At 36.1% G+C, this 13,229-nt stretch carries 10 protein-coding genes; 1 reads left to right on the forward strand and 9 read right to left on the reverse strand.

From position 1 onward, the window contains the following. Positions 1–141: 141 nt before the first annotated feature. Positions 142–2,337 (reverse strand): ATP-dependent helicase, encoded by a 2,196-nt coding sequence (locus tag ACZLO7_RS20320; protein WP_464937960.1) that lies wholly within the window; start codon positions 2,335–2,337, stop codon positions 142–144. Positions 2,338–2,505: 168 nt separating this feature from the next. Between ACZLO7_RS20320 and ilvA the strand changes: the two genes are divergently transcribed. Beyond that, on the forward strand, positions 2,506–3,768 hold the full coding sequence (gene ilvA, locus ACZLO7_RS20325) for a threonine ammonia-lyase IlvA (RefSeq protein ID WP_464937959.1): 1,263 nt from the start codon (positions 2,506–2,508) through the stop codon (positions 3,766–3,768). Positions 3,769–3,986: 218 nt separating this feature from the next. Here the strand turns inward: ilvA and ACZLO7_RS20330 are convergent, their stop codons facing one another. From ACZLO7_RS20330 to ACZLO7_RS20365, 8 genes are all read right to left on the reverse strand, one after another. Beyond that, positions 3,987–5,045: an NAD(P)/FAD-dependent oxidoreductase gene (locus ACZLO7_RS20330; protein ID WP_464937958.1), complete on the reverse strand. Its 1,059-nt coding sequence runs from the start codon at positions 5,043–5,045 to the stop codon at positions 3,987–3,989. A gap of 49 nt (positions 5,046–5,094) precedes the next feature. Beyond that, entirely contained in the window at positions 5,095–6,114 is a 1,020-nt protein-coding gene (locus tag ACZLO7_RS20335; protein WP_464938067.1) for a FecCD family ABC transporter permease, read from the reverse strand. Between the two features lie 14 nt (positions 6,115–6,128). Further along, on the reverse strand, positions 6,129–7,175 hold the full coding sequence (locus tag ACZLO7_RS20340) for a FecCD family ABC transporter permease (RefSeq protein WP_464937957.1): 1,047 nt from the start codon (positions 7,173–7,175) through the stop codon (positions 6,129–6,131). A gap of 17 nt (positions 7,176–7,192) precedes the next feature. Further along, on the reverse strand, positions 7,193–8,008 hold the full coding sequence (locus tag ACZLO7_RS20345; protein ID WP_464937956.1) for an ABC transporter ATP-binding protein: 816 nt from the start codon (positions 8,006–8,008) through the stop codon (positions 7,193–7,195). A gap of 217 nt (positions 8,009–8,225) precedes the next feature. Beyond that, on the reverse strand, positions 8,226–9,194 hold the full coding sequence (locus tag ACZLO7_RS20350) for an ABC transporter substrate-binding protein (protein WP_464937955.1): 969 nt from the start codon (positions 9,192–9,194) through the stop codon (positions 8,226–8,228). Between the two features lie 95 nt (positions 9,195–9,289). After that, on the reverse strand, positions 9,290–10,234 hold the full coding sequence (locus ACZLO7_RS20355; RefSeq protein WP_511261425.1) for an ABC transporter substrate-binding protein: 945 nt from the start codon (positions 10,232–10,234) through the stop codon (positions 9,290–9,292). A gap of 105 nt (positions 10,235–10,339) precedes the next feature. Continuing rightward, on the reverse strand, positions 10,340–12,055 hold the full coding sequence (locus tag ACZLO7_RS20360; protein WP_464937953.1) for an ABC transporter ATP-binding protein: 1,716 nt from the start codon (positions 12,053–12,055) through the stop codon (positions 10,340–10,342). Between the two features lie 190 nt (positions 12,056–12,245). After that, complete coding sequence (locus ACZLO7_RS20365; RefSeq protein ID WP_464937952.1) at positions 12,246–13,205, reverse strand: ABC transporter substrate-binding protein; 960 nt, start codon at positions 13,203–13,205, stop codon at positions 12,246–12,248. Between the last annotated feature and the right edge of the window lie 24 nt (positions 13,206–13,229).

Below are 13,229 nucleotides of genomic sequence, written 5' to 3' on the forward strand. Positions count from 1 at the left end.
TGCTTTTATTTATATAGCAAACGTATTATAAATTAAGTAACTTGATAAACCTATTGTTTCTGTAATTTTATACAGGTTTCTTTTTAAGGAAATTAACTTTTATATAAGTTGTTTTTTTAGAATATACCATAAAAATAAAGTCTATTCTTTTATACTGCAAAGAAACCCTTGCTTCAAACATATATCAATCATAAATTTCTTATAACCTACTGATTCAAATTCAACACCAATTGCTTGTCCACTTAACTCTCGTATTTCACCCTTACCAAAGACATGATGCTCTACGTGATTATTTAACTGTAAGTCTTCTTTTTTAGTAATGGCATTTACGGGAATATCCCGAGCGTGTTTACTTTCTCGATAACTAACTTCTTTTTTCACTAATTCCTTTCCCTTTACTAAACGGCGAACTTGTTTTATGAACTGAGACTCCTCTACATGTTCATCATCTTTTAAATGATAAGTAAGCAATTCTAAATGCTTGCGTGCTCGAGTCATCCCTACGTAAAAGAGGCGCACGGCTTCTTCCATCGGTTCACTATTATCTTCATCCTGTTGTTTTATATCATCCTTTGAAGGAATAACACCATCAACTAGATCAATCATATACACGTTGTCATATTCAAGCCCCTTTGCACTATGCAAAGTAGATAAAGTGACTACATCACGCCCTTTGTTTGACCAAGAAGTTTTCATAATTTCTTCTAGCTCTTTTAATCGTTTTGCGAATGATTCAAGATTCGGTAAACCAATTGCTATATGCTCTAGTTGATTTAGGACACCTAATAACCCTTCCTCGTTAAAGCCAAGATGTTCAGCCGTATTGCGAATCGATTTTTCATAACCCAAGTTTTTACGAATGATTTTAATTGCTTCTTCTGGCTCTAAAACATTTATCTTATTAATTAACTGCTTTGTTTTTTTCAATGCCTGCTCTTGATAGTCTGCGTGCCGCACCGTTTGAAGCTGATCAAAAACTGATGTTTTGTCATTATTGTTTTTTAAATAAATCATTTGTTTTTTCGTAATGTATGCACTCATTTTCGTATGAATTTTTTCGAGAATGTCTACACGTGAATCATTATAGGAAAGGCGCATGAAATTGATAATATCTTCTACAATCCAATGGCGGAAAAATTTCAAATCTACGTCTTTCATATAGAATGGCAAACCTGCTTTATTTAACTTATCCACTAAACGGATGGCGGAAGAATTATTACGGTATAAGATGGCTGTTTCTTGTGGATTGCTACTCTTCTCAATTTCTTGAATGACATAGTTTAGTTGTAGCTCATAGCGCTGCATATTGTGGATTTCAATTGACTCCCCAGTTGGATTTTCCGTAAACATTTCCTTTGCATAGCGCTTTGGATTTCGTTTAATGAAGTCATTTGCTGTTTTCACGATTTCTAGTGTAGAGCGATAGTTTTGAGTCATTGTTAAAATTTTTGCTTGTGGATAAATTTTTTCAAATTCTAATAACTTTTGTACGTCTGAACCACGCCACATGAAGATAGATTGGTCATCATCAGCTACAACACAAAGATTATTTTGTGGTTTTGCTAAGATCGTAATAATCTCGTGCTGTATCACGGAATTATCCTGACTTTCATCCGTCAAAATGTATTCAAAGCGGTGCTGATATTTCGTACGAATTTGCTCATCTTCTTGTAAAATACGTAAGCAGTATGTGAGCATATCATCAAAATCGAGAAGTGGATGATGCGGGTTTTGTATTTTGAATTGTTCATACGCTTTATACATATCCGTTATGCCTGAGATGGAGGACTTCACGGTACTTAGCTGCTTACTTGAAAGCATACGGTTCTTCACATAGCTAATATAGGTAAGGAGCTCGTCCATTTCATCTTCAGTTGGATTTGTATCCTTTATTTCAGTAAATATATTTCGAAGGATTATTTTTTTATGCAGCGGAACGTCATTCCCCCCTTCCACTAGTTGAAAAGTTATTCGTTGCTTTGCAAAGTATTCTCGTACTACTTGAAAAGCAAAGCTATGAATTGTGGAGAAATGTACCTTTTCACGCGTAAGTTTGCCAAAAAATTGGTCGAAGCGTTGTGCCATGTCTTGTGCGGATGCTTTACTAAAAGTAATGGCTAAGATCGTATGTGCTGGTATTTTCTTCACTAGCAATAGATAACCAATTTTCATATTCAAAGTCGTAGTTTTTCCTGAACCGGGTGATGCTAATAATAGCAAGGGACCATCCGAATATCGAACTGCCTGTTTTTGTACATCATTTAATGATACACCCGTATGTTGTTGCATCTTTTCAAAGAAATTCATTTGTACTCGTAATCCTTTCCGTTCATTCATACTGTTATTTCTATTATAACTGAAAGCTGGTTGGAAACGTTTTTTTGCCCGCTTAAACACTAAATTACGAAACATTTAGAATTAACTTAATATTTAGTTCATTACAATTAGATAATATGTTAAAATGAATAAATAAATTTTTAGGAATCGGAGGTTAGACAAATAATTATGACAGTATCAGATGTGAAGACCGTTCAGGTGGAAAATGTACTAATTGCTTATCAATTTTTAAAAGATGTTGTTGCACACACACCATTACAAAAAAATGACTATTTATCGGAAAAATATGGTTGCACTGTTTATTTAAAACGTGAAGACTTGCAACATGTACGTTCTTTTAAACTACGAGGTGCCTATTATAAGATTAAAAGTATTGAGAATGAAGCACGTGAAAAAGGTGTTGTTTGCGCAAGTGCGGGCAACCACGCGCAAGGCGTTGCATATGCGTGTGCACATTTAGGTATTCGTGGTCATATTTTCATGCCAACAACTACTCCTTCTCAAAAAATTGAGCAAGTGAAAATGTTTGGACGTGAATTTGTAGAGGTTATTTTATCGGGCGATACTTTTGATGATTCTGCTAGAAGTGCGCAGGCATTTTCAAAGGCTGAAGAACATATTTTCATTCACCCATTCGATGATATAGATGTAATTTCCGGACAAGGCACCGTTGCCGTAGAAGTGATGAATGATATTGAAGAGCCGATTGACTATGTATTTGGCAGTATTGGTGGGGGCGGTTTAGTTGCCGGAGTATCTGCCTATATTAAAAATCTCTCACCTCAAACTAAAATTATTGGTGTTGAGCCAGGTGGTGCTGCGAGTATGAAGGCAGCTTTTGCTAATGGTGGTCCTGTTGCCTTAGATCATATCGAAAAATTTGTTGATGGTGCTGCTGTACAACGTGTTGGCGATACTACATATGCACTTTGCAAAAAGTATGTTGATGATATTATTGCTGTTCCTGAAGGTAAAGTATGTACGACAATTTTGAGCTTATACAATAAGCATGCAATTATTGCTGAACCAGCTGGCGCTTTACCTGTTGCGGCACTGGATGCTTATCAAAATCAGATTAAGGGTAAATCCGTTGTTTGTATAATTAGCGGTGGTAATAATGACATTGGTCGTATGCAAGAAATTAAAGAGAAATCCTTAATTCATGAAGGCTTACTTTACTATTTCATCGTTAATTTTCCACAACGCGCAGGGGCCCTTCGCCAGTTCCTTGGTGAGGTACTTGGTCCAGATGATGATATTACAACATTCGAATATACGAAAAAGAACAACAAAGAAAGTGGACCAGCCCTTGTAGGTATCGAGTTAAAACGGCCTGAAGATTATGCGGGTTTAATTGGTCGTATGAAACTCAATGGCTTCTCATTTAAAGAAGTAAACAATGATAGTACCTTATTTGCTCTTTTAGTTTAATATACATTAAAAGATGGCATCTTCTGAGTGTAGAAGATGCCATTTTTTATTGCCCTGTCCTCAAAGATCATAACAACTGTTCCCCTATACGAAATAGTAAATGAAAAAGCACTAGGCTCCAAAACAAATAAAATTGTTTTAAAGTCTGGTGCTTTTATAAGGTATTGGTATTCTAGTTATATAATTAGCTAAGCTCTTAATACTACAATTACAATTAATTAGTTTTTCGCTACATATAAATGTTTCACTAATTCTTTATTCTTTTCTTTGAAAATCTCATTATGTGATGAGACCATTCCATATTCATATGCGTCTGGTATTACGTATTGCTTCGCTTTATTCACTGCATTTGCTGCATCTTGAAAGGCTCCGGCAATTAAATGTAGCTTTCCTTCATGATTCAAAATGTCTCCTGCTGCATATAGACCCTCTACAGACGTTTCACTTAAAGGACTACCTGCAATACTATACTCATTTGCCATTTCAATATTTAATCCACTGTTTGATGTTAGCTCTTTATCTCTTTCATAACCGTGATTAATAATTACTTCATCAACAGGTAGTTGAATAACATTGCCATCTTCAATGCTGAGCAACTCGACTTTTTCAATACTTTCGTGATTACTTGACGCAATTAGTTTTTCGATTGATGTATTCAATAAGCATTCAACAGAACTATTAAATAGCCTAGATACCTCTGCTTCATGCCCTTTTAGCATGTCCTTTCGGTAAGTCAAATAGACTTTTTTCGCAATCGGCTCCAATTCATTTGCCCAGTCAACAGCGGCATTTCCGCCCCCTGAAATCAATACTGTTTTACCTTGGAATCGTGAAAGTGATTTTACCGTATAATGCAAGTTTGAAACCTCAAAACGTTCAGCACCTTCGATTTCCAATTTTGTTGGCTTTAAAATACCGCCCCCAACGGCTAAAATTACCGTTTTTGAAAAGTGTTTTTGGTTTGAAGATGTCTGAATAATAAAGTTTCCATCTTCACCTTTGTTGATCGACGTCACTTTTTCCCCCAATACAACCTCAGGCTCAAAAGTTAATCCCTGTTGAACCATTTGTTCAATCAGTCGTTCTCCCGTAACAGGGGTTAAACCACCTATATCCCAAATCATTTTTTCCGGATACACATGCACTTTTCCACCTAGATAAGTTTGGTACTCAATAATTTTTGTTTTCATTTCTCTTAGACCACTATAGAAAGCTGAGAAAAGTCCTGCTGGGCCGCCTCCAATAATTGTTACGTCATACAATTGTTCTGAACTCATGTTGAATCCTCCTATTTAAATTATTATTTTGTTACTCAAAATGTCTTCTCTATGCTTTTGACTTTGCAAGTAGATATAAGAAATAAGGTGCTCCAATGACTGCAACAACAATTCCAGCTGGAACTTCAGATGGTTCTAATATCCATCTACCTATCGTGTCCGCAGTTATTAACAAAAGGCTACCTACCAAAGCAGCTGTCGGTAACAGATACTGGTGTTTTGCACCTACTAATTGACGTGCTAAATGTGGTGCGATTAAACCAATAAAACCGATTCCTCCACTGACAGATACACTTGCACCTGCTAAGCCAACTGCCACTGCAAGTAAAATTAATCGCTCTTTTTCTATAGCTAGTCCAAGTCCAGTAGCAGGTATCTCTCCTAGATTTAATGTATTTAAAACACGAGCTTTTGAATAAGCGATTGGTAATAAAATCAGAATCCAAGGTAATAATGCCAAGACAAAGCTCCAGTTAGAGCCCCAAATACTCCCCGCCATCCAAACAGCAACAAATTGATAGTTTTCAGGAGATAATCTTAATGTCAATACAATCATTGCTGCACTAATACCCGCCGCTACTGCAACACCTGTTAACAATAGCCTTGTAGGCGAAATACCTTCTCCACGTTTATATGCAAGTACATAAATGAGTATGGCTGTGGTTCCTGCACCTATAAACGCTAATATAGGAAGGAAAAAAACAGGAGCTGCTGTTGTAGTTGGAAAGAACGAAACAAACAAAATAACAGCTAGCCCTGCACCTGAATTTATCCCTAAAATTCCTGGATCGGCTAATGCATTTCTTGAAATTCCTTGCAATATGCTTCCTGATACAGCTAATGCCATTCCTACTAATATAGAGATGACGATTCTCGGCAATCTAAAATCAAACAAGATAATATTCTGTTTATCCGTCCCCATTCCAAATAATGTTCGGATTAATTCTATTGGGGTTAGCCTTATAAAACCTGTACTCATACTTATCATGAACATTATTATGATGAGTATAAAAACAGAAAGTATAAGAAAGATATTCTTCCGATGCTTTTTCTGTTGATAAGCAGAAATGTAATTTTCCTCAGTCACAACTCTTTTCCTCCTTTACGCGCAAGATAAAGGAAGAACGGAACACCAATTAAAGCAATTAATGCTCCTATAGGCGTTTCATAAGGTGGATTAATCATTCTCGCAGCAAAATCTGCTAGTATAACTAAGAGACTTCCTAAAATTGCTGAACAAGGTATAATCCAACGATAATCGTTACCTACAAGGAAACGAGTTAAGTGGGGGACGATTAATCCAACAAACCCAACTGCCCCTACAACTGAAACGGCAGCACCCGCCAACACTAATACGACAACTGATCCGAAGAATTTTATCTTTCCTGTTCGTTGTCCCAGTCCAATTGCAACTTCATCTCCAAGACTAAGCAAAGTGATTGATCTTGACAGCATAATTGCTCCAATAATTGCTGCTATTATCCAAGGTGACATAACTTTAAGATGCTCCCACTTTGTACCGGAAACACCACCTGCATACCAAAACGCCAAGTCTTGACCAATGTGATAATAAATTGCAATCCCTTCACTAAGCGCTCCAAGTAAAGCACTGACTGCAGCTCCTGCTAATACAAGGCGCATAGGTGTTAAACCACCTTTTGCCAATGAACCAACTCCGTAAACAATACCTGCACTTAATGCTGCTCCCAAAAATGAGAATAAAATAATATACATATAAGGTAAGCCAGGGAAGAAAGCAAAACAGATAGCAAGCATGAAAGCCGCACCTGCATTTAATCCTAGTAGACCCGAATCAGCTAATGGATTTCGTGTCATTCCTTGCATAATAGATCCTGCTACAGCAAAACACGCTCCTACTAAACCTGCACCAAGAACTCTTGGTAGTCTTATATCTTGAATAATTTGGTGCGTTGTCAAATTGGGGTTAAATTGAAAAACAGCAGACCAAACAGTTACAAAATCAATATCTGCAGCGCCAAATGATACCGATAACCCTATCGCGAATAAAAGTCCTATCGTTCCACCCATTAATATGAAAGTAGCAATAATTGGACGTGAACCCTTATATACTTTCTTTAAATCTATTGACTCTTCTACTGAATCTGACATCGACTTTCTCCTTACTATTATTCAACAGTTTGCAATAAGCATTCCTTTTCTTTATTCAATTGATAAGATAAACAAATTGGATTTTGGCTAAAAGGACATGTCATTAAAATTGCGTTTATATCAAAAACTGCTTTTAAATTTTCACTTCTCATTACTTTTTCAGGTTCCCCTTCTGTAATAATTTCACCGTCCTTCATCGCAATCATATAATGCGAGAAACGTGATGCATGATTCAAATCATGCAATACCATTACAATTGTTTTCCCTTCTTCTTCGTTTAGCTTTTTAAGCAATAGGAGAATATCAAGTTGATGTGCTAAGTCCAAATAAGTTGTTGGTTCATCCAATATTAATATTTCCGTATCTTGTGCAAGTGCCATTGCAATCCATACACGCTGCCGTTGTCCGCCAGATAACGCTTCTACAGGGCGATCTCTTAGCTCACCTAATCCAGTGACTTCAATTGCCCAATGAATATGTTTTAAATCTTCTTTTTTCAATGTACCAAAGCCTCTTTGGTGGGGAAATCGACCATATGAGACTAATTCAAAAATCGTAAGCCCAGGTGGTGCTTCAGCGCTCTGTGGCAAAATTGCCATTTTCTTAGCAATTTCTTTAGTTGAAACTTGTTGAATTGCACGTCCATCTAAAAATATCGCACCCTTTTGTGTTTTTAAAATCCTTGCAACTGCTTTTAGGAGCGTAGATTTTCCACATCCATTCGGACCAATAATGGTCGTGATTTTTTTTTCAGGAATTGCTGCACTTAACTCTTCTATAATTACAGTGTTTGTATATCCAACTGCTACATGATCGACAGTAAGAACTGACATATTTGTTTATCACCCTTCCTTTGCCTTACGGAACCACAATGAGAATGATTATCATTATCGTTTATTTCAGTATAAAGTATGTTGAAAATATTTACAACGTTTTTCCAACAACTTAAAGATTCCTGTCAAACTACTACTGAAGTTTTATTCAATTCAATAGTTTTCAATAAAAAGAAAGATGTTCCCACACCATTAAGTAGGCAGGGACCACCCTTTTCTATTGTTTAAGATTAGTAATCCAAGTAGATAGTTCTTCTACTTGTGCAAGTGTTGCAATGGGGTCATAATACCAAGAGCGTTCTTCTGGCCATATATAGAGATGGTCATTCTTAACTGCTTCCAAACTACCCCAAATTGGATCTTTCTTGAAATCTTCAACTGTTCGACCGTTGGAAGTCATAATAATATAGTCTCCAGCGTATTCTGGTATCATTTCCTCTGAAAGCTCCGCCCATTGCTTCTTCATAATTTTTTCAGCAATACTTTTTGGAGGTTTTCGTCCAAAAGCTTGATAGATTGCCTGGCCACCACGACCAAAGTTATCACCGTACACATATGTCACCTTGCCAGCGTCTTCCATAATTGAGAAGCTGCTATCTACTTTAATAGCTGCGTCTACCTTGGCTTTAGCATCTGCAATCTGCTGGTCATATTTTTCTAGCCAAACTTTTGCTTCGTCTTCCTTATTAAATAGCTTCCCGAAATAAGTTAGCTCCTCATGGGTGTTTTTTAAATCACCATAGGGAACAACTATTGTAGGAGCAATTTTACTTAGTATCTTGTAACTTTCATTATTCCCAGTAATAATTAGGTCCGGATTCATTGCTAGAATATTTTCCGCAGAAGGTTTTCCATAAACGCCTGTATCAGAAACACCTTTTAATTTATCTTTGAAATAATAGTTTTTAAGTGTCAGTTCAGGTGCTCCAACAGGAATAACATCTAGAGCAATTAAGCTACCTAGATATTCTTCTGCTACAATACGCTTTGGCTGCGAAGGAATCTCTATCTCTCCATTTACAGTACTTATTGTTTTTGTTGTTTTATCTGCTTTAACATCTGAACTCTTAGTTGTTTTATCAGTATTTGCCTTCCCACAAGCTGAAAGAAATAAAACTATTAATAAGAATAGTGATACTACTATTCCTGCCTTCCAAAGTCGATTATGGTTTTGTTGTATATACAAATTAATATCCCCTTGTCCATTGACGTTGATTATTCTAAACTTTTATCCTGTGTCCTTGCGAAAGCCACCGGATAAGTGCACAAAACTGACAAATATTATTTTTTCTTTTTCGTTAGTTTTTCAATTTTATTTGCTAAATCTTCTGCTTGGTGCAGTACTGAAACTGGATCAGAAGCAAAGTAATATTCGGGAGCTAAAGTAATAACTTCTCCCTTTTTAACTACATCAAGATTTGTCCATGTAGCTGGTAATGAACCTCCCTTATTAAAGTAGTTCATCTCTATTACATAATCACCTACATAGTCATTTACAACTTCATATGATATTTCATAACGGTTGCCATTTGCTTCTTTCGTATCAAACAATTCTTTTACTTTTGGTGGAGGTGTCATTCCTAATGTTTCATATAACGCTCGCCCTCCAACAACACCGTTCGGAGCAATAACTGAAAGGTTCTTTTTCCCTAAATCGAAAATAGTAAAGGTAGAATCTTTGTTGATTACGTTATTAATTTTTTCTTTCGCTGCTGCAATACGCTTATCAAAATCTCCTAGAAACTGCACCGCTTTATCTGTACGTCCAAGGTATTCCCCCATCGCTTTGATTTCATCATGAATTGATTTATGAGCAGTATCCGAAAAAACAATTGTCGGAGCTATCTTTTCGTATTTTTCAACTGCTTCTTTGTCCCATGTAATAATTAAATCAGGATTTACTTCCATAACTTTTTCTAGAGATGCTTCACCATCACCGATATTTTCAATTGCATCTTCTTTATAATAGTCTTTCAAATATGCTGCATAATCCAGGTTTGCCATAACAGTTCCTACTGGCGTGACATCAAGTGCTAGCAATTGTCCTAAATACCAATCTGTCACTATTCTTACAGGCTTATCTGGTACTTCGACTTTACGACCGATATCGTCAGTAATAGTACGAGTTCCCGTTTCAGCCTGGACCTCATTTTTCTGTTCTTCTTGTGCTTTGCTGCTCTTATTTGATCCGCATCCTGTTAAAATAAGCATCATACTAAGTACCATCAATAACATAACCTTCAAGTTCAATTTATTGAACATCATATTTCTCCTTTATTTGCGTAATTCTAAGTTTGTTTTTACCACATCGCCTAACAAATTCTTTCAACTTTAAAATCCAAATTGTGCTTCATGGAGCCTGCTGTATGTACCTTTCATCTCCAATAATTCACTATGATTCCCTTGTTCCTTGATGCCCTCTTCCGTTACAACAATGATACGATCAGCATTTTTTATCGTTGCTAGGCGGTGTGCAATGACAAGTGTTGTACGTCCTTTCGAAAGATCAGATAGAGCTTTCTGAATAGCAATTTCTGTTTCTGTATCAAGCGCAGAAGTGGCTTCATCTAAAATGAGAATAGATGGATTTTTCAGAAACATACGGGCAATGGAAAGACGCTGTTTTTGTCCTCCGGATAGTTTGGCTCCTCTTTCACCAATCATTGTATCTAACCCATTTGATTGAGAAAGGATAATCTCTTCAAGCTGTGCCTTTTTTGCTGCCGCCCAAATTTCCTCTTCTGAAGCGCCTAATTTACCATAGGCAATATTTTCGCGAATCGTTCCATCAAAAAGGAAAACATCTTGCTGAACTACTCCTATATGAGAACGAAGAGATTCTAATGTCATTTTCTTCGTATCAATGCCATCAATCGTAATTTTGCCGTTGTTGATATCGTAAAAACGAGGTAGTAAGCTACAAAGCGTTGTTTTACCTGCGCCAGATGGACCTACAAGTGCTACCGTTTCGCCTGCACGGATTGATAAATCAATCTTCTCTAGCACATTTTCTTTATTTTCATAACCAAATGATACATTTTGGTATTTTATATTCCCTTGTAGTTGTGCAACATCTACTGCGTCTGAAGCATCTACAATATCCGGTTCTGTTTCAAGTAAATCCAAATAACGTCTAAAACCAGCAATGCCCTTTGGATACATTTCAATTACTGAGTTTATTTGTTGAATCGGCTGAAGAAATACATTTGATAGCAGTACAAATGCGATAAATTCTCCATACGACATATTCCCTTGTATAACAAACCAAGTTCCACATAATAGGACGAAAATGGACACAACTTTCATGAGAATGTAACTGATCGATGAATTCCAAGCCATTATTCGATAAGCAATCAACTTTGTATTACGAAAGCGACCGTTATTTTCAGTGAACTGTGCGATTTCATAATCTTCATTTGCGAAAGCCTGTACCACTCGCATACCACTCACATTATTTTCTACCCTTGCATTAAAGTCAGCAATGTCAGCAAACATTCGATCGAATGCCCGAGACATTTTGCGGCTAAAGTACAATGATAAATAGATGATCAGTGGAATGATGATAAATGTCAGAATAGCTAATTTCCAATTAATTGAGAGCATTAAACTAAATGCACCTGTTAATGTCATCAGTGCTATAAATAAATCCTCTGGTCCATGATGAGCAATTTCTCCGATATCCATTAAATCATTTGTCATCCGAGAAACTAAATGACCTGTTTTATTGTTATCAAAAAATCTAAATGGTTGTTTTTGAATATGAGTAAATAACTCCTTACGCATATCTGTTTCAATATTCACTCCAAGCTTATGTCCCCAGTAAGTAACTACATAATGAAGGAATGAACTGACTATATAAATTGCAAATAATCCAACACACGCCCATAAGATAAATGCCAAGTTTCCCGATGGCAACAAATCATCCACTACTCGATTTACCGCTAATGGAAAAGCAAGTTCTAATAACGCTGCAATGATTGCGCAGGAAAAATCCAATATAAACAATCCTTTATAAGGTTTATAATAGGAAAAAAATCGCTTTAACATTGTCAAACACACTCCTACTCAGCAATATTTTTCTTTAATTCACATCCATGCACTATTCAGTAGTTGAGGTAACGAAAAATTCTGCACAAATGTGTAATTCACTAATGGTAGCAAAAGAAAAGAGAGGCTTTTCTAAATCAAAACTGATTCAGGCATAGCCTCTCATCATTGAAAATAATTTAAATCCTTATTACTTTCCCTGTTTCTTAGATACTAGCAAATCTGCTATTTCTTCTGCCTGAGCTAATACTGCAATTGGGTCATATGGCCAGAACCTCTTAGGGTCAAGATCAAAAACTCGGTCTTTTTTTACTGCATCCGTCGAAGTCCACATACTATTCTTCTTGTCCAATTTGCCACCATATGATTGATCTAAAAAGATATAGTCACCAGCGTAATCATTTAACGCCTCAAAAGAAATTTGTTTAAATGTATCACCAGTATCAATCAGTTCCTTTTTAATTTTTTCAGGTGGCGTGAGTTGAAGTTGTTTGTAAATTGCCTGTCCACCTCTATAAATACCATCTCCGTATATATAGAAGTCTTTGTTATAAACTCCAAATATTGACACAGTTCCTTTAGTGCCCATTACTTTTTTAATCTTCTCCCGCTGTTCTTCAATTTTTTTATCAAATGAGACAAGCCATTCTTGTGCTTTTTTTTCCTTTCCAAGTATTTCTCCAAATGCTGTTACTTCCTCGTGAGCATCTTTGTAAGTTTCATAAGGAATTATTATAGTAGGTGCTATTTTTGAAAAATCTTCAAATGCACTGTTCTCCGAGTTGGCACTTATGATTAAATCGGGATTCAACTCCAATATTTTTTCTTTAGAGCTATCTCCTATACTGTCAATTCCGGCGATTAAATTTTGAATATGTATATTTTCAAGATCCGATTCAGTTGCTCCAACTGGATTTTCATCTAATAAAAGCAAAGTAGGTAAATAGCCGTCTACAACGATTCTTTTAGGTTTAGATGGTATTTCAATATCACCATGAATTGTTTTTACAACTCGTGTTTCTTTTTCCTCTTTCTTATCATTGTCTTGCTGCTTAGTTGTACTATCTCCGGTTTTGTTACACGCAACCATAATGATTGCAAACACGATAAATAGTAGACAAATCAAGAAAGGTGATTTATTTTTAAACATCTTCACCCTCCTGTTAATGATTAT

Source organism: Viridibacillus sp. d25.2 (assembly GCF_055456015.2).

Coding starts and splice junctions, on each gene's coding strand:
- ACZLO7_RS20355 (WP_511261425.1), bottom strand. CDS start 10,234: ATGGTACTTAGTATGATGCTTATTTTAACAGGATGCGGATCAAATAAG.
- ACZLO7_RS20330 (WP_464937958.1), bottom strand. CDS start 5,045: ATGAGTTCAGAACAATTGTATGACGTAACAATTATTGGAGGCGGCCCA.
- ACZLO7_RS20365 (WP_464937952.1), bottom strand. CDS start 13,205: ATGTTTAAAAATAAATCACCTTTCTTGATTTGTCTACTATTTATCGTG.
- ACZLO7_RS20320 (WP_464937960.1), bottom strand. CDS start 2,337: ATGAATGAACGGAAAGGATTACGAGTACAAATGAATTTCTTTGAAAAG.
- ilvA (WP_464937959.1), top strand. CDS start 2,506: ATGACAGTATCAGATGTGAAGACCGTTCAGGTGGAAAATGTACTAATT.
- ACZLO7_RS20360 (WP_464937953.1), bottom strand. CDS start 12,055: ATGTTAAAGCGATTTTTTTCCTATTATAAACCTTATAAAGGATTGTTT.
- ACZLO7_RS20340 (WP_464937957.1), bottom strand. CDS start 7,175: ATGTCAGATTCAGTAGAAGAGTCAATAGATTTAAAGAAAGTATATAAG.
- ACZLO7_RS20345 (WP_464937956.1), bottom strand. CDS start 8,008: ATGTCAGTTCTTACTGTCGATCATGTAGCAGTTGGATATACAAACACT.